The organism is Burkholderia sp. MSh2 (genome assembly GCF_000731655.1).
In the GTDB taxonomy this organism is placed as follows: Bacteria; Pseudomonadota; Gammaproteobacteria; order Burkholderiales; family Burkholderiaceae; genus Burkholderia; species Burkholderia paludis.
The window spans coordinates 1-21631 of the sequence record NZ_JPGM01000072.1; the positions used below are offsets into that span (position 1 = coordinate 1).

Genomic DNA, 21631 nt, shown 5'->3' on the forward strand with positions numbered 1-21631 from the left:
TCAGCGCGGCGATGTACGGTGCCGGGTCGATCTTGTAGAGGCGCTGGCCAGCCTTGACGTCGGTGCCTTCGGTGAATTCACGGCGCAACACGATGCCGTCGACCCGCGCGCGCACCTGCGCGACGAGGAACGCACTGGTGCGGCCCGGCAGTTCGGAGAAGACCGGTACGGATTGCGGCTGGACGGTGACGACGCCGACTTCCGGCGTTTGCGGCGGCGGTGCCGATTCTTTTTTCCCGCACGCGGCCAGGAAAACGGCGGCCGTCGCGACAGTGATTAAGCGGTATGGAACCCGTTCGACGCGCATGGAGCGACCTCTGTGTATAACCAATGGAATAAGTGCCACACCCGACCGTCGGGAGTGCAACACGGATGCGCCTCGCGGCGCAGATCGAATACCTGAATTACTGGACTACTGGATACGGCACGTCGGCACGCGACCTCCATGCCGACGGGATGCAGCGAACTGCGGACTGGTGCTTGGGCGGGAATCAGCAGTGTGGGATATTAACTGATTGCCACTTGGGTCATTCGATCGTAGGGTGGTATTGTATATACATTCACGAATGTATGTAAAAAGCCCGTTTATGCCCCGCCAACGGTCCAGTCTTACGGATTGTTACCAATCGCAAGCATAGCCCGTCTGCACGACGGCGGCGAGGGTCACCGACCCTATATTCATCTACGATCGATCCAATCAGGCCTGCACATGGTCAGACGTACCAAGGAGGAGGCGCTCGAGACGCGCAATCGCATCCTCGACGCCGCCGAGCACGTGTTCTTCGAGAAGGGCGTGTCGCACACGTCGCTCGCGGACATCGCCCAGCACGCCGGCGTGACGCGCGGCGCGATCTACTGGCATTTCGCGAACAAGAGCGAGCTGTTCGACGCGATGTTCGACCGCGTGTTTCTGCCGATCGACGAGTTGAAGCGGATGCCGCTGGACGCGCCGGGCGGCCATCCGCTCGAGAAGATCCGCCAGATCCTGATCTGGTGCCTGCTCGGCGTGCAGCGCGACCCGCAGCTGCGCCGCGTGTTCAGCATCCTGTTCATGAAGTGCGAATACGTCGCGGACATGGAGCCGCTGCTGCAGCGCAATCGCGCGGGGATGAGCGAGGCGCTGCACGCGATCGACGCCGATCTGGCGGCGGCCGTGCGGCTCAAGCTGCTGCCCGAGCGGCTCGATACGTGGCGCGCGGCGCTGATGCTGCACACGCTGGTCAGCGGCTTCGTGCGCGACATGCTGATGCTGCCCGACGAGATCGATGCCGAGCAGCATGCGGAAAAGCTCGTCGACGGCTGTTTCGACATGATGCGCTACAGCCCGGCGATGCTGAAGGCCGCCGACTGACGGGCAGGGCCATCGCCTGCCCGCCGCGGTTTGCGTTTCTCCGGACGGCGGGCGGCAACGCGCCGCCCGCCCGGTTCAGGCCGCCTTCACGCGCCGCTCGCGGGCCCGCCCGTTCGACGCGACCACCGAATCGCACTGCGGCATCGGCGCGCCGGCCAGTCCGGCGATCCACGCGTCGGTCGACATCACGGCGGCAAAATTCGACTGGAACACCACCGCGTACGCGCGGTGAATCTCCTCGGCGCTCGCCGCGCCCGCTTCGTTCTCGTACGGCAGCGCGCCCGTCGCGTCGTTCAGGTATTCGACCTTCAACGCCGCGTGTGCCGCGTGATAGACCGTCGATGCATTGCAGTTGTGCGTCATGTAGCCGGCCACCGCCAGCGTGTCGACACCGTGCGCGTCGAGCCACGCGGCCAGATCGGTCCCGGCAAACGCGCTCGCCTGCGACTTCTCGATCAGATGCGCATACGGCCGGCTGGCGACCACCGCATGCAGCGCGGCGCCGTCGGAACCGGGCGCGAAGATCGGTGCGCCGGCCGGCGCGACGTGCTGGACGACGATCACCGGCACGCCGGCCGCATGCGCGGCATCGATCGCGCGGCCGATGTTCGCGAGCGACACGTCGAGCGGCGGATACTCGATCGGCAGGTTGCCCGTCACGTATTCGTTCTGGACGTCGATCACGATCAGCGCCCGGCGGGCGGCGGGACGGGAGGCGGATTGAGAGGCGGGATGCGGGACGGCGTTCGACATGGCGGGCTCCGGGTCGGTGGAGCGCGGCGCCGCCCCGGAACGGGACGGCCAGCCGCGCGATGCGATGCATTGTCGGGCCGCGTCGCCCACGCGGACAGTGGCCCGATAGCCATTCTTCGATAGAATCGGGCCATCGCCATTCCGGAGCCCGCCATGGCCGCCGCCGTCTCGCCCGCCCCGCCCCGCCCGACCGTCGTCGCCGTGATCGCGTACGACGGCGTCAGTCCGTTCCACCTGTCGGTGCCGTCCGTCGTGTTCGGCAAGGAACGCGACGCGGCCGCGTCGCCCGTGTTCGAATTCCGCGTCTGCTCGGCCGAGCGCGGCCCGCTGTCGACGACGGGCGGCTTCACGATCACCGCGCCGTACGGCCTCGACGGGCTCGACGACGCGGATATCGTCATCGTGCCCGCGTGGCGCGACCCGGACGAAGCGCCGCCCGACGAGCTGCTCGACGCCGTCCGCGCGGTTGCCGCCCGTGGCGCGCAACTCGTCGGGCTGTGCCTGGGCGCTTACGTGCTCGCCGCCGCCGGCCTGCTCGACGGCCGCCCGGCCACCACGCACTGGGCCTGGGCCGACGACTTCGCGCAGCGCTTTCCGCGCGTGAAGCTCGATCCGGACGTGCTGTACGTGGACGACGGCAACCTGATGACGTCGGCCGGCACGGCCGCGGGGCTCGACTGCTGCCTGCACGTCGTGCGGCGGCGCTTCGGCTCCGACGCCGCGAACCAGATCGCGCGCCGTCTCGTGATCCCGCCGCACCGCCAGGGCGGGCAGGCCCAATACGTGCCGCAGCCGGTTGCCGCGCACCCGCGCGACGCACGGCTCGCGGGCCTGCTCGACTGGGTGCGCGCACGGCTCGATACCGCGCACAGCGTCGATTCGCTCGCCGAACGCGTGCTGATGAGCCGGCGCACGTTCACGCGGCACTTCCGCCAGGCGACCGGCACGACCGTCACCGCATGGCTGCAGGCCGAACGGCTCGCACGCGCGCAACACCTGCTGGAAACCACCGGACAATCGATCGACGCGATCGCGCAGGCGGCCGGCTACGGATCGAGCGTGTCGCTGCGCCAGCATTTCGCGGGCGCGCTCGGCACGTCGCCGTCCGCGTATCGAAGGGAATTTCGCGGCGCCGGAAGCGGCGCCGAGGCAGGACGCTAGCGCCCGCCCCGCGAGCAACGGCGCAACGGGCAGGCCGTGAAGCAGCGCAGGCGGCCGAACGGGGCGGCCGCTCAGCCGCCGTTGATCCAGCGCGTCGCGTAAAGCAGCAGCGCGACGAACACGATCATCGCGGCCCACGCCCACACGGGCACCGTACCGGAACCGCGATGCGGGAGCGCGCTGGCCGCGCGCCCGGTCAGCGCGCCGCCGAGATGCGGCAGCGGACGCTTCGTCGCGGCCATCAGCGACGCCGGCCGCAGGAACACGTGCTGGCGCCGGTGCGCGGCCGAGCGCGCGCGATTCGGCGCGAGACCGTGCTTCGCCTGCACGACCGCGCAGAATTCACGGAAGAAATCGTCGGTCCATTCGCGCAGCGCGTTGTCGATCTGCCGCCCGGGCAGCTCCGCGAGCGGTCCGCTCGCCGTCGCCCAGACCACGTACGACAGACGCGTCGCGCCCGCGTCGTCATCCGGCATCAGCACGAGCTCGACCTGGCCGCGCAGCGCGCCGAGGCCATCGGCCCGCGCCTTGAAATTGATCACGCGGCGCGGCTGCCCTTGCGCGTCGTCCCGTTCGGCGGCCGCATGCGCCCGCACGTCGTAGCGGGCACGCAACGGGCCGAGCGGCACCGTGATCGTCAGCGCGAACTCGCCGTGCGCCAGCTTCGCGAACGATTCGCAATGGTCGAAGCTCGCCCGCAGCAATGCGAGATCCTCGAAAGCCTCCCGCACGACAAGCGGCGCGAGCGGTACGCGTAACGTGTCGTTCAGTTCCATGACGCCTCCCCGATGAACGCGCGCCGCATCAGGACGTCTCGACGAGACTGTCGATCCGTGCGACATCGAAGGCGACGTAGTGCGCGAGCGCGGACGCCGCCCCCTCCGGTTCTTCGTAACTCCATGCGGCGCGCTCGATCACGCCGTCTTCCGTCTGCAAATCGAAGTGCACGGCCTGCCCCCTGAACGGACAGGTCGTCGTGATGGCCGATTTCACGAGCCGGCGCATGTTGACGTCGCGGCGCGGCAGGTAGTGGATGTCCGGCAGTCCGGATTCGCGCACGGTCAGCGCGCCATGCGAATCGGCGTACGTGATGCCGCGATGGATCACGCGCACGCGATGGCGGTTCGGCACGATTTCGAGTCGAGGATCGGCGGCATCGGACATCGTTTCTCCTTCGGGCGGCCCGGCGGGCAGGCCGGGCGCAGGAAACGAAAAAGCCACGGCAGGGTGCCGTGGCTTCATTATGGGCGAAACTTCGTCCGAATGCGCGACCCGGGCCGGGGCCGCAGATAGCCGGCTACTGCGCGCTCCACTGGAACGCGGTTTTCGTGCCGCCCTTCGCCCCGACCGTGACGGCGTGCGATTCATCGTTGCCCTGATACGACGCATGCACCGTGTAACGCCCCGGCGGCACCTTCACGAGCATGTACGGCCCGCGCGCGTCGGTTTTCAGCACGTCGGCGCCCTTGCCGTCAACGATCCGCACGTGAACGTCGGCCAGGAACTCGCCGCCCTTGCCGGTGAAGCGCAGCGCCAGCGGCCATTTCGATTCGTTGCGCTGGAAGGCAGTCGACTCGTCCTGCCCGACGCCGCCGGACACGAAGCTGACGTCGCCCTGCTGGCGTGCGGCAGGCAAGCCGTCCTGCGCGTACGCGCCGGTCGCCCCGGCTGCGAGGCCGGCGGCCAGGGCCGCGGCGACGGCAAATCGGGACACGTTGCGTAGATGGTGCATGGCTCTCTCCTTGGGGTCGGAACAGGGGCCGGGCGCGGCGCCGCGCGAACGAACGGCGGCGGCGCCCGTCGTGGCCGGTCAGCTCAGGTCGACCGGCACGAAGATCTGGGCATTATCGCGCTGGATCAGCAACGCCAGGCTGTCGCCCGCGTTCTTGACCGCATCGCGCAACTGCTCGGGGCTCGTGACCGGGCGGCCGTTGACCGCGAGGATCACGTCGCCGGGCTGGATGCCCGCGTTGGCGGCCGGCCCACCGGCCTGCTGCACGATCAGCCCGTGCGACAGGTTGTCGGCACTGCGCTCCTGCGGCGACAGCGGCCGCACCGCGACACCCAGGCGCCCCTGCTCGACCGGCCCGCCGTCGTTCGACGCCAGCTTCGCGTCGGCCATCGCGCCGAGCGTCACGCTGACCGACTTCTTCGACTTGTCGCGCCAGATCTGCAGATCGGCCTTCGAACCCGGCTTCAGGTTCGCGATCTGCGCGGGCAGCGACGTCGAATCGGCGACCGGCGAGCCGTTGACCGACAGGATCACGTCACCCGGTTGCAGGCCCGCCTTCGCGGCCGGGCCGTTCGGATCGACCGAGCTGACGAGCGCGCCGTCCGGCTTCTGCAGCCCGAACGAACTCGCGAGCGTCTGGTTCAGCCCCTGCACGGCGACGCCGAGACGGCCGCGACTCACGTGCCCGGTCTTCACGAGCTCGTCCTTCACCTTGATCGCCTCGTTGATCGGGATCGCGAACGACAGGCCCTGGAAGCCGCCCGTCTGCGAGTAGATCATCGAGTTGATGCCGATCACCTCGCCCTGCAGGTTGAACAGCGGGCCGCCCGAGTTGCCGGGGTTCACCGGCACGTCGGTCTGGATGAACGGCGTGTAGTTCTCGTCCGGCAGCGCACGCGACTTCGCGCTGATGATGCCCGACGTGACCGTGTTGTCGAAGCCGTACGGCGAACCGATCGCGACGACCCACTGGCCGACCTTGCTCTGGCCCGGATCGCCGATCTTCACGGTCGGCAGGCCGCTCGCGTCGATCTTCAGCACCGCGACGTCGGACTGCTTGTCGGAGCCGACGACCTTCGCCCGGTATTCGCGCTTGTCGGTCAGCTTGACCGTGACGACGTTCGCGCCGTCGATCACGTGCGCATTGGTGAGGATGTAGCCATCGGAACTGATCACGAAACCCGAACCGAGGCTCGCGCTCGGCTGGTCGTCCTGCTGCGCGTCGCCGCCCATCCCCGGCACCTGGCCGTAGAAGTGCTTGAAGAACTGGTAGAACGGGTCGCTCGGATCGATCGGCAGTTGCGGCTGCGGCACGCGCCGCGACACCTGCTTCACGACGTGCTTCGCGCTGATGTTCACGACCGCCGGGCCGTAGGTCTCGACGAGCCCGGAGAAATCGGGGATGCCAGTCTTGGCGGCCGCTTCGGCCGGCATCAGCGCGGCGGCCTGCGCGGGCGTGATGATCTGCGGATCGGCGCGGCGGGTGCCGGCGACGTAGCCAGCGGACAGGGCAGCCGCCACGGCGACCGCGACGGCGCCGCGCGCAAGGAATCGGGTGTTCATCGTAGGACCTCCTCTTTGTTGGAATGCAGCGTAACGACCCTGACTTAAAGGAGGCTTAATCAGCCTTGAGCGAAGCTTAGGGCCGGCTCGCGCGCACAACGGGCTCGCGAACGCGCGTTGCCGGCCGCGGTGCCAGGCGCGCTCCGCTGCCCGGAACGATTCATCCGTGAGGCTGGCCCGCCATTCGCGCGCACAGGCCCCGGGCCACCGCCCGGAGCTCCCGTCAGACGGCTTCCTGCTCGCGCGGCGCCTGGGCCGGCAGGTCGGCGTCGCGGAACACGACGCTCACGAGCAGGCCGCCCGCGGCCGCGTCGCCGAGCGACACCGTCGCCCCCTGCTGCGCGGCCACGCGCTTGACGATCGCGAGCCCGAGCCCGCTGCCGGACACGTCGGTGCGCGCCCGCGCGGAGCTGTCGCGGTAGAAGCGGTCGAACACGCGCTCGCGTTCGTCGGCCGGAATGCCCGGCCCGCTGTCGCCGATCTGCACGCATGCGCGGCCGGCCGCGTCGCGGGTCAGCGACACGTCGATGCGGCCGCCGTCCGGCGTGTACTTCACCGCGTTGTCGAGCAGGTTGCCGAACATCACGCGCAGCGCGCCGACGTCCGCGACGACGCTCGCCGCACGCGCCTCCTCGAAGCCGAGATCGATATCGCGGCGCTGCGCGAGCGGCGCATGGGCGGCCACGCATTCGGCGAGCAGCGCCTGCAGATCGATCGGCTCGCGCATCGTCGCGCCGTCCGGTTCGGCGCGCGCGAGCGCGAGCAGCTGCTCCGCGAGGCGCGTCGCGCGCGTGACGCCGTCCTGGAGATCCGCGACCGCCTCGCGGCGGGACGCGTCGTCCTTCGCACGGGCGACGAGCTGCGCCTGGATCTGCACGGCCGCGAGCGGCGTGCGCAGTTCGTGCGCGGCGTCGGCCACGAAGGCCTTTTGTGTATCGAGCGCGGCCGACAGCCGCGCGAGCAGCCCGTTCAGCGCGCGCACGAGCGGCTGCACCTCGAGCGGCAGGCGCGCGTCGGGCAACGGATCGAGCGCTTCCGGCCGGCGCGCTTCCACCGCGCGCGTCACGCGGCCCAGCGGCGCAAGCCCGCGCCCGACGATCACCCACACGGCCGCGCCGAGGAACGGCAGCAGCACGATCAGCGGCCACAGCGTGCGCAGCGCGACGTTCGCCGCGAGGCGGTTGCGCACCGACACGGGCTGGGCGAGCTGCACGACGTTGTCGCCGACGATCGCGCCGTACACGCGCCATTCGCCGCGGTCGGTGCGCTCGGTCGAGAAGCCGAGCTCGGCGCGCGGCGCGATAGGCGCACGCGGATGCGAGAAGTACATCAGCACGCCGTTGCGGTTCCAGATCTGGATCACGATGCCTTCGTCGCCGTTGGTGCGCGAGCCGAACACCTGCGAGAAGGGCTCGGACGGCAGCGCCGCGGCGATTTCCTGCAACTGGTAGTCGAACAGTTCGTTCGCCTCGGCGAGCGCCTGCCGATAGATGAGCCAGCCCGCGATGCCCACGCCCGCGACGACGATCGCGAGTAGCCAGATCAGCAATTGATGACGAATCGACCTCACGCGTCAGCTTTCCTTGACGACCATGTAGCCGAGCCCGCGCACGTTGCGGATCAGGTCCGAGCCGAGCTTCTTGCGCAGCGCGTGGATGTACACCTCGACCGTGTTGCTGCCGATCTCCTCGCCCCAGCCGTACATCTTCTCCTCGAGCTGGCTCTTCGACAACACCGCGCCGGGCCGCGCGAGCAGCGCTTCGAGCAGCGCGAACTCGCGCGCGGACAGCGCGACCGGCGCGCCGTCGAGCGTCACCTGGTGCGAAGCGGGATCGAGCGTCAGCGCGCCGTGGCGAATCAGCGATTCGCTGCGCCCGGCCTGACGGCGGATCAGCGCGCGCATCCGCGCGCCCAGCTCGTCGAGATCGAACGGCTTGACGAGGTAGTCGTCGGCGCCCGCGTCGAGCCCCTTCACGCGATCGGCGACCGCGTCGCGCGCGGTGACGATCAGCACCGGCAGCGCCAGGCCGCGCGCGCGCAGCGTGCGCAGCACGTCGATCCCGTCGCGCTTGGGCAGGCCGAGATCGAGCAGCAGCAGATCGTACGTCTCGCCGCCGAGCGCGGTGAGCGCCGCGTCGCCGTCCTGCACCCAGTCGACCGCGCAGCCGTCCGAGCGCAGCGCCTTGCGCACGCCCTCGGCAATCATTCGATCATCTTCGACAAGCAGAATCCGCATCGGGACAGGCATCCATGGGGCGAGTCAAACACGCCGATCATTGTAGCGCCGCGAATCGCGTGCGCGGCATGCCCGTGGCAAAGATGCGCGCGGGCGCTTCTGCAATGCAACAGAAAGGTGGATTGCAAGGGGCCTGTCCGGACTTGTCTCTACAATGGGCGCTTCGGCGCCCCGCGCGCCCTGCCCGAACCCCGCGCTTCCCCCGTATTCGCCCATGCCGATTTCCGAACTTTCCACCCGGTTTGCCCCCAGCACCCGCGCCTGCCTGCGCGCGGCCACCGTCATCGCCACCTGCGCGGCCCTCGCCTTCGCGCCAGCCGCGCAGGCCCGCAAGAAATCCCACAAGGACGCGCACAAGACCGCCGTCGTGTCGCCGGCCGCGCGCGCGGCCGGCCTGCCGGCGTCCGTGCTCGTCGCGTTGCAGCGCGCAAAGGTGCCGGCGTCGGCGATGAGCGTCGTCGTCGAGCGCATCGGCGATCCGGAACCGCTGATCGCGTGGAATGCGAGCCGGCCGATGCTGCCGGCGTCGACGATGAAGCTCGTGACGACCTTCTCGGGCCTGTCGATCCTCGGTCCCGACTACCGCTGGCACACGACCGCCTACACGGACGGCACGGTCGACCCCGACGGCACGTTGCAGGGCAACCTGTACATCAAGGGCACCGGCGATCCGAAGCTCGTGCCCGAGGAACTGGTCGACCTCGTCGACAAGCTCCGCAAGGCCGGCGTCAAGCGCGTGGCCGGCGGCCTCGTGCTCGACAAGAGCTATTTCGCGCCGTCGACGCGCGACCTGCCGTCGTTCGACGACGATGCGAGCGCGCCATACAACGTCGGCCCCGATCCGCTGCTGTATGCGTTCAAGGCCGTGACGTTCACCGTCACACCGGGCGACGACGGCAAGGTGGCCGTCGACGTGCTGCCGCCGCTCGCGAACCTGTCGGTCGACAACCAGCTCGTCGAAGGCACCGGTTCGTGCAGCGCGGCCGCCGCGGCCGCGCGGCCGACACTGACGGACGGCGGCGGCGGGATCATGACCGCATCGTTCGCCGGCGACTATCCGCTGCGCTGCGGCGCGCACACGACCAACCTCGCGATCCTCGATCACACGACGTTCTTCGCACGCGGCTTCCTCGCGCTGTGGCAGCAGGACGGCGGCACGATCACGGGGCCCGTGAGCGAAGGCAAGGTGCCCACCACCGCGCGCCCGCTGGCCGTGCATCACAGCCCGGTGCTCGGCAGCATCGTCTACGACATCAACAAGTTCAGCAACAACGTGATGGCGCGCAACCTGTTCCTGACGATCGGCGCGGTCAGCGGCAAGCCGCCCGCGACACCCGAGCAGTCGAGCCGGGTCATCCAGGCGTTCCTGCAGAAGAACGGCATCGCGATGCCCGACCTCGTGCTCGAGAACGGTTCGGGGCTGTCGCGCGAAGAGCACGTGAGCGCGCTGTCGCTCGCCGCGCTGCTGCAGGCCGCGAACGCGAGCCCCGTTGCGCAGGCATTCATCGATTCGCTGCCGATCGCCGGCATCGACGGCACGATGAAGAACCGCCTCACCAACGCCGGCGTGCTCGGCAACGCGCACATCAAGACCGGCACGCTGCGCGACGTGCGCGCGATCGCCGGCTATGTCGCCGGCGCCGACGGCCAGAGCTACGTCGTCGTCAGCTTCATCAACGACGATCACGCGGAAGCCGCGCGCGCCGCGCACGACACGCTGCTCGAGTGGATCTACGCGGGCGCGCACTGACGAGCCGCGCGGGACGGCGCCGCCGGCTGCCGGCGTGCGTCGACCAGCGCCGCGCGGCGCGCCACCCCGTGCAACGGGCCGCCCGCGCGGGCGGCCCGCACCCCGATTCCCGCCCCCCCGCGGTTTGAAACGCGGGCCGCCACCGGTGCGCGACGCACCGCGCGCCAACCGCGCCCATAAAACAGGGCCATACCGCCCGCCCCCGTGCCACGCGGCTTCCGTAGAAACCCTGTCCTCAGAGGGAACCCTCTACGCTCCCCTCTCGCCTAGCGCGTGGCGATTGCGTAGGCTGTTGGCCTGACCGATATCTACAACGGGCCACACGCCCGGCCTCACGGCTTGCAGGGGAAAGAAGGAGACACGCCCATGCGATTCGACGTCGAATTGCTTCTGCTCGCGCTGGCGCCCGTCTTCCTGCTCTGTATCGCGTGGGAGGCCTGGCACCTCGCCCGCACTCGTGCGCAGGACCACGTCTATGCGTGGCGCGACACGCTGTGCAACGCGGCGCTCGCACTGATGCACCAGGGCGCCGACAAGCTCGCGTGGCTGTTCGTGATCCCCGTCTACGCATACTGCTACCGGCACTATCGCCTGTACACGTGGCACGACGGCTGGCTGTCGTTCGCGGTGCTGTTCGTCGCCCAGGATTTCCTCTACTACGTGTTCCATCGCGCCAGCCATCGCGTGCGCTGGCTGTGGGCCGCGCACGTCGTCCACCACTCGTCCGAGCGGATGAATTTCTCGACCGCGTTCCGCCAGAGCCTGATGTACCCCGTCGCCGGCATGTGGGTGTTCTGGCTGCCGCTCGCGTTCGCCGGCTTTCCGCCGCAGCAGGTCGTCGGGATCGTGCTGATCAACCTCGCGTTCCAGTTCTTCGTGCACACGCAGGCGATCGGCAAGCTCGGCTGGCTCGAATACGTGCTCAACACGCCGTCGATCCACCGTGCGCACCATGCGCGCAATCCGCGCTACATCGACCGCAATTACGCAGGCGTCCTTGTGATCTGGGATCGCCTGTTCGGCAGCTATGTCGAGGAAACGCCCGACGATCCGCCGCAGTACGGGATCGTCGAGCGGCTCGGCTCGAACAACCCGCTCGTCGCGACCTTCCACGAGTGGATCGCGATGGCCGCCGACGCGTTGCGCGTCGACGGCTGGCGCAACAAGCTGCGCGCGATTTTCGGCCCGCCCGAGTGGGCGAGCGCTTATCATGCGCAGATTGCCGAGGCCGCGAACCCCGATCCGCGCGCCGTGCCGCTTGCGGCTGCGCGCGACCGATAAACCGTTTCAGCCAACGGCCGCCGCGCAGCCCGGAACCGAGCAGGCACGCGGCAGATGAGAAACACATCAGGCCATATCTACGAGGAGATAGAACGATGCAGACACAACAACACGCACCTTTCCGCACCCGGCAGCGCATGCTGCGCACCGCGCAGGTCGCGATCGCCGGCGCCGCGTTCGCCCTGCTCGCCGCGTGCGGCGGCGGCGACGACAACAACAGCGGCAGCGCATCGAACACGCCGCCGTCCGGCGTGAACATGCAGATCGTATCGTTCGGCGACAGCCTGTCCGACGTCGGCACCTACTCGCAGATCAAGCTCGGCTTCGGCGGCGGCCGCTTCACGACCAACCCGGGCCAGGTTTGGACGCAGAACGTCGCGCAGTACTACGGCAATACGCTGCAGCCCGCGAACCAGGGCGGCTTCGGCATCCCGCTGCAGGCCACCGGCGGCCTCGGCTACGCGCAGGGCGGTGCACGCGTGACGCAGCAGCCGGGTATCGGCCATGCGGCCGCAAGCGTCCCGAACGCCGACTACGCACAGGCAACCACCACGCCGATCGCGAGCCAGCTCACGCAATACGTGCAGCAGCACGGCAGCTTCAACGCGAACCAGATCGTGCTGCTGAACGGCGGCGCGAACGACATCTTCTACCAGGTCGCGGCCCTGCAGGCAGGCGCCATCACGCAGGCGCAGCTGCAGCAGAACATCGGCACCGCCGCGCAGCAGCTCGCGGGCCTCGTGCAGCAGATCATCGCGTTGGGCGCGACCCACGTGTTCGTGTCGAACGTGCCGGACATCGGCGGCACGCCGCTCGCGGTCCAGGGCGGCACGCAGACGACCCTCACGCAACTGTCGATGCTGTTCAACGGCACGCTCGCCGCGACGCTGCAGGCGCTCAAGGTCGACACGACCAAGTACGTGCTGGTCGACACGTTCACCTGGCAGGACGGCATCCTCGCGAACTACCAGGCCAACGGCTTCTCGGTGTCGAACACCGGCACCGCGTGCAACCTGCAGGCGATGGTCACGGCCGCCACCCAGTACGGCGTGTCCGACCCGAGCGCGTTCGGCTCGTCGCTGTTCTGCTCGCCGCAGACCTACACGGCCGCGAACGCCGACCAGACCTACATGTTCGCCGACACGGTCCACCCGACGACGCACCTGCACGCACTGTTCGCGCAGTACGTCGAGCAGCAGATCGCGAAATCCGGCGTCGGCAAGTAAGCAGCCGCCCGCCCAAACAGAAACGCCCGACCGGTTCGCCGGTCGGGCGTTTTTTGTTTCCGGTGCGCCGGACTGCGTCAGTCGTGCGCTTCGAACGCGGCCGCCGCGCGGCCCAGGCGATCGTTGACCGCGATCCATTCGACGGTTTCCGGCAGCTTCTCGACGAGAATCCGTGCGACCTGCGCGCGGTCGAGCGCGCGCAGCATTCCGTACAGGTCGCGCGCGTAGGCCTGCGGATCTTCCGGCGCCGCGACGAAATGCACGCCGTCGGCCTGCGCCCAGCGTCCCGCACGCGACGCGCGCGCGACCAGCGCGACACGCTCGCCGTCGGTCTGGGCGGCCGCGAGCAGCGGCTCGAGCGTATCGAACGGCAGCAGCGCGAGCGGCGTGCGCGGCGCGTAATGCGCCTTCAGCGTGCCCGATGCACGCGGCGCGGTCGCGTCGCTGCCGTCCGGCAGCCGCGGCGCGCGGCCGAGCACGTCGGCGATCTGCTGCGGCGTCACGTGGCCCGGGCGCAGCAGCGCCGGGAAGCCGCGCGACAGGTCGAGAATCGTCGACTCGATGCCGACTTCCGAAGCGCCGCCGTCGAGCACGTGCACGGTGTCGCCGAATTCGTCGCGCACGTGCTGCGCGGTCGTCGGGCTCACATGGCCGAACCGGTTCGCCGACGGTGCGGCCACGCCGCCGTGCCCGCCGCGCCGCGCGCTGAACGCGGCCAGCAGCGCCTGCGCAACCGGATGCGACGGGCAGCGCAGCCCCACCGAATCCTGGCCGCCGCTCACGGCGTCCGGGATGCGCGCGTGACGCTTCAGGATCAGCGTCAGCGGCCCCGGCCAGAATGCATCGATCAGCGCCTGTGCGTCGGCCGGCAGGTCGTCGGCCCAATAGCCCGGGTCGCCGCCCGGCGGAAGGTGCACGATCACCGGATGATTCGCGGGCCGCCCCTTCGCCGCGTAGATCCGCGCGACGGCCTCGGGATTCGCCGCGTCGCCGCCGAGCCCGTAGACGGTTTCGGTCGGAAACGCGACGAGCTGGCCCGCGTCGAGCAGCGCGGCGGCCGCGTCGATCTGCGCGGGCGTCACGGAGGTCGGGAGATCGATGGACATCGGCCGGCGCCTCAGTCGAGCGGCACGCGCAGCAACTGCGCGCACGCGGTGGCCGCGGCAACGGCTTCGTCGCGCGTCGGTGCCGTGAAGTTCACGTGGCCCATCTTGCGGCCGACGCGCGCCTCTTCCTTGCCGTACAGGTGCAGGTGCGCGGTGGGCATCGCCGCGACCGTGTCCCACGGCGGCGTGACGGCTTCGGCCGCCGCACCGTCCGGGAACCACACGTCGCCGAGGATGTTCAGCATCGCGGCCGGCGAATGCTGGCGCGGGTTGCCGAGCGGCATGCGCGTCATCGCGCGCACCTGCTGCTCGAACTGGCTCGTTGCGCACGCATCGACCGTGTAGTGGCCGGAGTTGTGCGGGCGCGGCGCCATCTCGTTCGCGACGAACGAACCGTCTTCCAGCACGAAGAATTCGACGCACAGCACGCCGACGTAGCCGAGCGTATCGGCGATCCGCACGGCCGCCTGCTGCGCCTCTTCGACGCGCGCGGCATCGGCGGCCGGCGCCGGCACGACCGTCAGCGCGAGGATACCGTTGTGGTGCACGTTCTGCGCGAGTGGGAACGCGGCGGAGCGGCCATCCGCGCCGCGCGCGATCAGGGCCGACACTTCGTATTTCAGCGGCAGGCGCTTCTCGAGCACGCACGGTACGCCGTTCAGCGCCGCATGCGCGTCGCGCGCTTCCCGGGCGGTGCTCACGCGCACCTGGCCCTTGCCGTCGTAGCCGAGGCGCGCCGTCTTCAGGATGCCCGGCAGCACCGCATCGAGCGCGGCATCGTCGAGCGCGGCGAGCGCCGCCGACGATTCGATCACGACGTGCGGCGCGACGGGCACGCCCGACGCCTCGATGAAGCGCTTCTCCGCGATCCGGTCCTGCGCGACCGCGACGCAGCGGCCGGCCGGCGCGACGAACGTCGTGCGCGCGAGGAAATCGAGGCTCGCGGCCGGCACGTTCTCGAATTCCGTCGACACCGCGTCGCACAGGTCGGCGAGTTCGGCGAGCGCGGCTTCGTCGTCGTAGGCCGCGCGCAGGTGGCGGTCGGCGACCGCGCCGGCGGGGCTCGTCGGATCGGGATCGAGCACGGCGACGCGATAGCCCATCGACTGGGCGGCAAAGCAGAACATGCGGCCGAGCTGGCCACCGCCGACCATGCCCAGCCACGCGCCGGGCAGGATCGGGGAAACGAAATCAGGAGTTGCGGTCATGTCAGTGGTCGGTCGCGGCGGGCGCTGCCCGCCGCAGTGGGGAAGATCAGGCAGCCGCGCCGCGCGGCCGCCGGTGCGCCGTCATTCCAGCGGCGGCAGGACCATCGCGTGCGCGGCTTCGTTCTGGCGCACGCGGAACGCGGCGAGCCGGTTCGCGTAATCGACCGACGTGCCCGACAGGATCGACACCGCGAACAGTGCGGCATTCGCGGCGCCGGCCTCGCCGATCGCGAACGTCGCGACGGGCACGCCCTTCGGCATCTGCACGATCGAGTGCAGCGAATCGACTCCCTTCAGATACTTGCTCGCAACCGGCACGCCGAGCACCGGCACGGTGGTTTTCGCGGCCAGCATGCCGGGCAGGTGCGCGGCGCCGCCGGCGCCCGCGATGATCGCGCGCAGCCCGCGCTCGCGCGCTTTCTCCGCATAGTCGAACATTTCGTCGGGCATCCGGTGCGCGGACACGACCTTCGCTTCGTACGGCACGCCGAATTCCTGCAGGATGGCGACCGCGTGCTTCATCACGTCCCAGTCGGAACTCGACCCCATCAGCACGCCGATAAGCGGCGCGCTGTGCGTGTGGGCAGTCTGAACTTCACTCATTTCGTGGATTCCCTGTCGACCGGAGTTAGCGCTTTAGCGCTTACTCCGGTCCCATGCAAAGCGGTCGACCCGAGTTGGCGCTTTAGCGCTTACTCCGGTCCCATGCAAAGCGGTCGACCGAAGCTGGCCCTTCAGCGCTTGCTCCGATCCCCTGCAAGGCAGTCAACCGAAGCGGGCCCATCAGCGCCTGCTCCAGCCTCCTGCCACGCTCGATCACGCGAGCGACTGGCCCGTGATGCGTTCGAGCGCTTCCTGGTACTTGGCGGCCGTCTTCTCGACGACGTCGGCCGGCAGCGCCGGCGCCGGCGCCGTCTTGCCCCACGGCTGCGCCTCGAGCCAGTCGCGCACGAACTGCTTGTCGAACGACGGCGGGTTCGTGCCGACCTGGTACTGGTCGGCCGGCCAGAAGCGCGACGAGTCGGCCGTCAGCACTTCGTCCATCAGGTACAGCTTGCCGTGGTTGTCGAGGCCGAATTCGAACTTCGTATCGGCGATGATGATGCCGCGCGTCGCCGCGTAATCGGCCGCTTCCTTGTAGAGCCGGATCGAGATGTCGCGGATCGTCGCGGCCAGCTCGGTGCCGATGCGGCGCTCGGTTTCCTCGAACGTGATGTTCTCGTCGTGCTCGCCCATCTCGGCCTTCGCCGCCGGCGTGAAGATCGGCTCGGGCAGCTTCTGCGCGTTCTGCAGGCCTTCCGGCAGCTTGACGCCGCACACGGCGCCGCTTGCCTGGTATTCCTTCCAGCCGCTGCCGGCCAGATAACCGCGCACGACCGCTTCGATCATGATCGGCTCGAGGCGCTTGACGACCACGCCGCGACCCTTCACCTGCTCGACCTCGTCGGCCGCGACGACGGCTTCCGGCGCATCGCCCGTCAGGTGGTTCGGCACGATGTGCGCGAGCTTGTCGAACCAGAAGTTCGCCATCTGGTTCAGCACGCGGCCCTTGTTCGGAATCGGCTCGCCCATCACCACGTCGAATGCCGACAGGCGGTCGGTCGTGACGATCAGGAGCTTGTCGTTGCCGACCGCGTAGTTGTCGCGGACCTTGCCGCGACCGAGGAGCGGCAGCGAGCGGAGCGTGGATTCGTAGAGGGTAGACATCGTCTTTTCGCAGATAAGGAGCCAAACAAAAAGGGAAACGCCGTTCCCCGCGGCAGGCGGGAACGGCGGCCTTGCAATACGTCGGCGAACCGGCCGGGCGACGGCGTCCGGGCGGTTGCCGGCCGGCCCTCGTTCGGCCGGACGGAACGGCTGTCGGGGCCGGATCGGATCCGGCAGCCGGGCAGCCAGCCCCGGCCTTTCGGCGGGGCAATCGTACTACAGTCTCAACGCACGACCTGCGCGAGCGCGCCGGACTTGTACTGCTCGGCGATCTTGTCGAGCGACACCGGCTTGATCTTGCCGGCCTGGCCTTCGCAGCCGAACGCGAGGTAGCGGTCGACGCACACCTGCTTCGCCGCTTCGCGCGCCGGCTTCAGGTAGTCGCGCGGGTCGAACTTGCCCGGGTTCTCGAACAGGTAGCGGCGGATCGCGCCGGTGATCGCGAGACGCAGGTCAGTGTCGATGTTGATCTTGCGCACGCCGTGCTTGATGCCTTCCTGGATTTCCTCGACCGGCACGCCGTAGGTTTCCTTCATGTCGCCGCCGAATTCGCGGATCTCGGCCAGCAGTTCCTGCGGCACCGACGACGAACCGTGCATCACGAGGTGCGTGTTCGGGATGCGCGCGTGGATTTCCTTGATGCGCTCGATCGACAGGATGTCGCCCGTCGGCTTCTTCGAGAACTTGTACGCGCCGTGCGACGTGCCGATCGCGATCGCGAGCGCATCGCACTGCGTGAGCTTCACGAAGTCGGCCGCCTGCTCCGGATCGGTCAGCAGCTGCTCGCGGGTCATCGTGCCTTCCGCGCCGTGGCCGTCTTCCTTGTCGCCCTTCATCGTCTCGAGCGAGCCGAGCACGCCGAGTTCGGCTTCGACCGTCACGCCGATCGAGTGCGCCATCTCGACGACCTTGCGCGACACGTCGACGTTGTATTCGTACGACGCGACCGTCTTGCCGTCGGCCTCGAGCGAGCCGTCCATCATCACGCTGGTGAAACCGCTGCGGATCGCGGCCATGCAGACCGCCGGCGACTGGCCGTGATCCTGGTGCATCACGACCGGGATGTGCGGGTACGACTCGACTGCCGCTTCGATCAGGTGGCGCAGGAACGGCTCGCCCGCATACTTACGCGCGCCGGCCGATGCCTGCATGATCACGGGCGCGCCGACCTGGTCCGCCGCCGCCATGATTGCCTGGACCTGCTCCAGGTTGTTCACGTTGAAGGCCGGCAGGCCGTAACCGTGCTCTGCCGCGTGGTCCAGCAATTGACGCATTGATACGAGAGGCATTGTGGAACTCCTTGGAATGAAAACCGGTGCGCCCTGACGCCGGCGCGGCGCTCGCTCCCGGTCGAACCCGGGGTGGCGCGGCGCGGCTGAGCGTCGAATAGCCGCATTTTATCGCGAAGCGCCTCCGATTCCGACCGCCCCGTGGCACCTGCTCGCAATTTGTTACGTTCGCACGGCACAATCCGGGCAAAAAACAGAAAAAAAGCCGCGCGGGGCGCCAGGCCCCGCGCGGCTTTCGTCTGAAAAAACGGTGCCAGATCGAAACCGGACTATCCGGGCAGCCGGCCCGCTGGCCGGCCGGCGCTCAATAGTGTTCGCCGACCCGCACGATCTTCAGCGTATTGGTGCCGCCCGCCTGCCCCATCGGCTCGCCGACGGTCAGCACCACCATGTCGCCGTGCTGCACGTAACCCTGCTTGACGACGATCTCGAGCGCCGCCTGCAGCGCGGAATCGCGATCGCTGTTGAAGTCGACGTGCAGCGGCGTCACGTTGCGGTACAGCGCCATCGTGCGCTCGCTGCCGACGCGCGGCGTCAGCGCGAAGATCGGCACGTGCGTGTAGTGGCGCGACATCCACAGCGCGGTCGCGCCCGATTCGGTCAGCGCGATGATCGCCTTCGCGCCCAGGTGGTACGCGGTGAACAGCGCGCCCATCGCGATCGACTGGTCGATCCGCGTGAACGTGCGATCGAGGAAATCCTTGTCCAGCTCGACCTGCTCGGACTTTTCCGCCTCGACGCAGACGGCCGCCATCGTCTCGATCGTGACGACCGGATACTTGCCGGCGGCCGTCTCGGCCGACAGCATCACCGCGTCGGTGCCGTCGAGCACCGCGTTCGCGACGTCCGACACTTCCGCGCGGGTCGGCACGGGCGCGTGGATCATCGATTCCATCATTTGCGTCGCGGTGATCACGAGCTTGTTCGACTCGCGCGCCATCCGGATCATCCGCTTCTGCAGCGCCGGCACGGCGGCGTTGCCCACTTCCACCGCGAGGTCGCCGCGCGCGACCATGATGCCGTCGGATGCGTCGAGGATGCTCTGCAGTGCCGGGATCGCCTCCGCGCGCTCGATCTTCGCGATCATCTTCGGCTTGATGCCGTAAGGCGCGCCCGCGATGTTCGCCAGCTGGCGCGCCATTTCCATGTCGGTCGCGTTCTTCGGGAACGACACGGCGACGAGGTCCGCGCCGAGCGACATCGCGGTGCGGATGTCTTCCATGTCCTTCGCGGTCAGCGCGGGCGCCGACAGGCCGCCGCCCTGGCGGTTGATCCCCTTGTTGTTCGACAGTTCGCCGCCCACCTTGACGGTCGTGTGGATCTCGTCGCCGAGCACGCGCTCGACGGTCAGCACGATCAGGCCGTCGTTCAGCAGCAGCAGATCGCCCGGCTTCAGGTCGCGCGGCAGTTCCTTGTAGTCGAGGCCGACGCGCTCGTCGTTGCCGAGCTCGCAACCGGCGTCGAGGATGAACGGCTGGCCCGGCGTCAGCGTCGTCTTGCCGTTCTCGAACTTGCCGACGCGGATCTTCGGGCCCTGGAGGTCGGCCATGATCGCGATCTCGCGGCCGACCCTGCGGGCGGCCTCGCGCACCATTTCGGCGCGCTGGCGGTGATCGTCGGCCGTGCCGTGCGAAAAATTGAGCCGCACGACGTCGAGGCCCGCCTGCATCATCTGCAGCAGAATCTCCGGCGAACTGGAAGCCGGGCCGATCGTGGCGACTATCTTGGTGGCGCGCTGCATGAAACTCCTCATCTGGATCAAGGTGGATGCGCTGGGTGAAACGCTGCGAGAGCCGGAAGCGGCGGGCCCAGCGGCGGCCGTTCCGGGGGGCGTGCCGGTGCTTGCGCCCGGCATCGCTTTGTTCTGAATCTCGTGGTGCTGCCCGACCGCGTCGCCGGCGGCCGCCGGTGCGCGCGAGGTGGAGTTCGCCCGCGCGGGCGCGCGTTTGCGCTTGCCCGCGCCGGCCGCCGGCTCCGCTTTCGCGGAGCGCGCGGCCTTCGTCACCCCTGCGCGCGCCGCCACGCTCAGGCCGCCCGCGTTTCCAGCACTTCCACCGCCGGCAGCTTCTTCCCCTCGAGGAACTCGAGGAAGGCGCCGCCGCCCGTCGAGATGTAGCTGACCTGGTCGTGGATGCCGTACTTCGCGATGGCCGCGAGCGTGTCGCCGCCGCCCGCGATCGAGAACGCGGACGATTTGGCGATCGCTTCGGCGAGCGTCTTGGTGCCGTTGCCGAACTGGTCGAACTCGAACACGCCGACCGGGCCGTTCCACACGATCGTGCCGGCCTTCTCGAGCTGGCTCGCGAGCGCCTTGGCCGTATCGGGGCCGATGTCGAGGATCATGTCGTCCGCCTCGATGTCGGCGACTGCCTTCACCGTGGCCGCGGCCGTCGGCGAGAATTCCTTCGCGGTGACGACGTCGGTCGGGATCGGCACCGACGCGCCGCGCTCGCGCGCTTCGTCGATGATCGCCTTCGCCTCGTTGACGAGGTCGGCTTCCGCCAGCGACTTGCCGATCGACAGGCCGGCCGCGAGCATGAACGTGTTCGCGATGCCGCCGCCGACGATCAGCTGGTCGACCTTGCCGGCCAGCGACTTCAGGATGGTCAGCTTGGTCGACACCTTCGAGCCGGCGACGATCGCCACCAGCGGGCGGGCCGGGTTGCCGAGCGCCTTGCCGAGCGCGTCGAGTTCGGCGGCCAGCAGCGGGCCCGCGCACGCGACCGGCGCGTACTTCGCGATGCCGTGCGTGGTCGCTTCCGCGCGGTGCGCGGTGCCGAACGCGTCGTTCACGTACACGTCGCAGAGCTTCGCCATCTTCTGGGCGAGTTCGTCCGAATTCTTCTTCTCGCCCTTGTTCACGCGGCAATTCTCGAGCAGCACGACCTGGCCGGGCGCGACGTTCACGCCGTTCTCGACCCAGTTGGAGACGAGCGGCACGTCGCGGCCGAGCAGCTCGGCGAGACGCTGCGCGACCGGCGCGAGCGAGTCTTCCGGCTTGAATTCGCCTTCGGTCGGGCGGCCGAGGTGCGACGTGACCATCACGGCCGCGCCGGCGTCGAGCGCCGCCTGGATGGCCGGCACGGATGCGCGCACGCGCGTGTCCTCGGTGATGTTGCCCTGGTCGTCCTGCGGGACGTTCAGGTCGGCGCGGATGAATACCCGCTTGCCGGCGAGCTGGCCGGCGGCGATCAGGTCGGTAAGACGCTTGACTTGGCTCATGTTGAACAGATTGAAGTGGTGGATGGGGAAAGGGGGTTCACGCTGG

Annotated in this window: 20 protein-coding genes and 1 pseudogene; 6 read left to right on the plus strand and 15 right to left on the minus strand. The window is 69.1% G+C overall.

The features are described from left to right. Positions 1-307 (minus strand): annotated as a pseudogene (locus tag GQ57_RS32255) (biotin/lipoyl-binding protein); the annotation flags it as partial. Positions 308-709: 402 nt separating this feature from the next. Between GQ57_RS32255 and GQ57_RS32260 the strand changes: the two are divergent. Next, positions 710-1351: a TetR family transcriptional regulator gene (locus GQ57_RS32260; protein WP_031402598.1), complete on the plus strand. Its 642-nt coding sequence runs from the start codon at positions 710-712 to the stop codon at positions 1349-1351. Positions 1352-1426: 75 nt separating this feature from the next. On the opposite strand, the gene GQ57_RS32265 is transcribed toward GQ57_RS32260, so the two are convergent. Further along, positions 1427-2104 carry a cysteine hydrolase family protein gene (locus GQ57_RS32265; RefSeq protein WP_034200016.1) on the minus strand — a complete coding sequence of 226 codons (678 nt, stop codon included), beginning with the start codon at positions 2102-2104 and terminating at the stop codon, positions 1427-1429. A gap of 153 nt (positions 2105-2257) precedes the next feature. On the opposite strand from GQ57_RS32265, the gene GQ57_RS32270 reads away from it, so the two are divergent. Beyond that, positions 2258-3265 carry a helix-turn-helix domain-containing protein gene (locus GQ57_RS32270; RefSeq protein ID WP_034200002.1) on the plus strand — a complete coding sequence of 336 codons (1008 nt, stop codon included), beginning with the start codon at positions 2258-2260 and terminating at the stop codon, positions 3263-3265. A 71-nt stretch (positions 3266-3336) separates the two neighbouring features. Here GQ57_RS32270 and GQ57_RS32275 read toward each other — a convergent pair whose 3' ends face one another. The 6 genes from GQ57_RS32275 to GQ57_RS32300 form a co-directional block, all read right to left on the minus strand. After that, positions 3337-4041 (minus strand): CoxG family protein, encoded by a 705-nt coding sequence (locus GQ57_RS32275; protein WP_034200003.1) that lies wholly within the window; start codon positions 4039-4041, stop codon positions 3337-3339. 28 nt (positions 4042-4069) lie between these two features. After that, positions 4070-4429: a DUF427 domain-containing protein gene (locus tag GQ57_RS32280; protein ID WP_031402594.1), complete on the minus strand. Its 360-nt coding sequence runs from the start codon at positions 4427-4429 to the stop codon at positions 4070-4072. 133 nt (positions 4430-4562) lie between these two features. After that, positions 4563-4997, minus strand: a complete 435-nt coding sequence (locus GQ57_RS32285) for a carboxypeptidase-like regulatory domain-containing protein (protein WP_031402593.1) — start codon at positions 4995-4997, stop codon at positions 4563-4565. 78 nt (positions 4998-5075) lie between these two features. After that, the gene (locus GQ57_RS32290) at positions 5076-6560 is read right to left on the minus strand and encodes a DegQ family serine endoprotease (RefSeq protein WP_031402592.1); all 1485 of its coding nucleotides are present in this window, start codon (positions 6558-6560) and stop codon (positions 5076-5078) included. Between the two features lie 223 nt (positions 6561-6783). Next, complete coding sequence (locus tag GQ57_RS32295; RefSeq protein ID WP_031402591.1) at positions 6784-8130, minus strand: ATP-binding protein; 1347 nt, start codon at positions 8128-8130, stop codon at positions 6784-6786. Positions 8131-8133: 3 nt separating this feature from the next. Continuing rightward, complete coding sequence (locus GQ57_RS32300; RefSeq protein WP_031402590.1) at positions 8134-8796, minus strand: response regulator; 663 nt, start codon at positions 8794-8796, stop codon at positions 8134-8136. 214 nt (positions 8797-9010) lie between these two features. Between GQ57_RS32300 and dacB the strand changes: the two genes are divergently transcribed. The 3 genes from dacB to GQ57_RS32315 all read left to right on the plus strand — a co-directional run bounded on the left by dacB (position 9011) and on the right by GQ57_RS32315 (position 13053). Continuing rightward, on the plus strand, positions 9011-10546 hold the full coding sequence (gene dacB / locus GQ57_RS32305; protein WP_034200004.1) for a D-alanyl-D-alanine carboxypeptidase/D-alanyl-D-alanine endopeptidase: 1536 nt from the start codon (positions 9011-9013) through the stop codon (positions 10544-10546). 366 nt (positions 10547-10912) lie between these two features. Continuing rightward, a complete protein-coding gene (locus GQ57_RS32310; protein WP_034200005.1) occupies positions 10913-11827 on the plus strand; it encodes a sterol desaturase family protein in 915 nt (304 codons plus the stop codon). Positions 11828-11922: 95 nt separating this feature from the next. Continuing rightward, on the plus strand, positions 11923-13053 hold the full coding sequence (locus GQ57_RS32315) for an SGNH/GDSL hydrolase family protein (protein ID WP_031402587.1): 1131 nt from the start codon (positions 11923-11925) through the stop codon (positions 13051-13053). A 77-nt stretch (positions 13054-13130) separates the two neighbouring features. On the opposite strand, the gene GQ57_RS32320 is transcribed toward GQ57_RS32315, so the two are convergent. From GQ57_RS32320 to pyk, 6 genes are all read right to left on the minus strand, one after another. After that, entirely contained in the window at positions 13131-14159 is a 1029-nt protein-coding gene (locus GQ57_RS32320; RefSeq protein WP_031402586.1) for an L-threonylcarbamoyladenylate synthase, read from the minus strand. An 11-nt stretch (positions 14160-14170) separates the two neighbouring features. After that, the gene (locus tag GQ57_RS32325) at positions 14171-15367 is read right to left on the minus strand and encodes a 5-(carboxyamino)imidazole ribonucleotide synthase (protein WP_031402585.1); all 1197 of its coding nucleotides are present in this window, start codon (positions 15365-15367) and stop codon (positions 14171-14173) included. An 81-nt stretch (positions 15368-15448) separates the two neighbouring features. After that, entirely contained in the window at positions 15449-15970 is a 522-nt protein-coding gene (gene purE / locus GQ57_RS32330) for a 5-(carboxyamino)imidazole ribonucleotide mutase (RefSeq protein WP_031402584.1), read from the minus strand. A 213-nt stretch (positions 15971-16183) separates the two neighbouring features. Further along, positions 16184-17074 carry a phosphoribosylaminoimidazolesuccinocarboxamide synthase gene (locus GQ57_RS32335; RefSeq protein ID WP_031402583.1) on the minus strand — a complete coding sequence of 297 codons (891 nt, stop codon included), beginning with the start codon at positions 17072-17074 and terminating at the stop codon, positions 16184-16186. A gap of 224 nt (positions 17075-17298) precedes the next feature. After that, a complete protein-coding gene (gene fba, locus GQ57_RS32340; RefSeq protein ID WP_031402582.1) occupies positions 17299-18363 on the minus strand; it encodes a class II fructose-bisphosphate aldolase in 1065 nt (354 codons plus the stop codon). Positions 18364-18667: 304 nt separating this feature from the next. After that, on the minus strand, positions 18668-20104 hold the full coding sequence (gene pyk / locus GQ57_RS32345) for a pyruvate kinase (RefSeq protein ID WP_031402581.1): 1437 nt from the start codon (positions 20102-20104) through the stop codon (positions 18668-18670). Here pyk and GQ57_RS44195 point away from each other — a divergent pair. After that, on the plus strand, positions 20103-20231 hold the full coding sequence (locus GQ57_RS44195; RefSeq protein ID WP_021164118.1) for a hypothetical protein: 129 nt from the start codon (positions 20103-20105) through the stop codon (positions 20229-20231). The genes pyk and GQ57_RS44195 overlap by 2 nt on opposite strands. A gap of 157 nt (positions 20232-20388) precedes the next feature. Here the strand turns inward: GQ57_RS44195 and GQ57_RS32350 are convergent, their stop codons facing one another. Next, a complete protein-coding gene (locus GQ57_RS32350) occupies positions 20389-21585 on the minus strand; it encodes a phosphoglycerate kinase (RefSeq protein ID WP_031402580.1) in 1197 nt (398 codons plus the stop codon). Between the last annotated feature and the right edge of the window lie 46 nt (positions 21586-21631).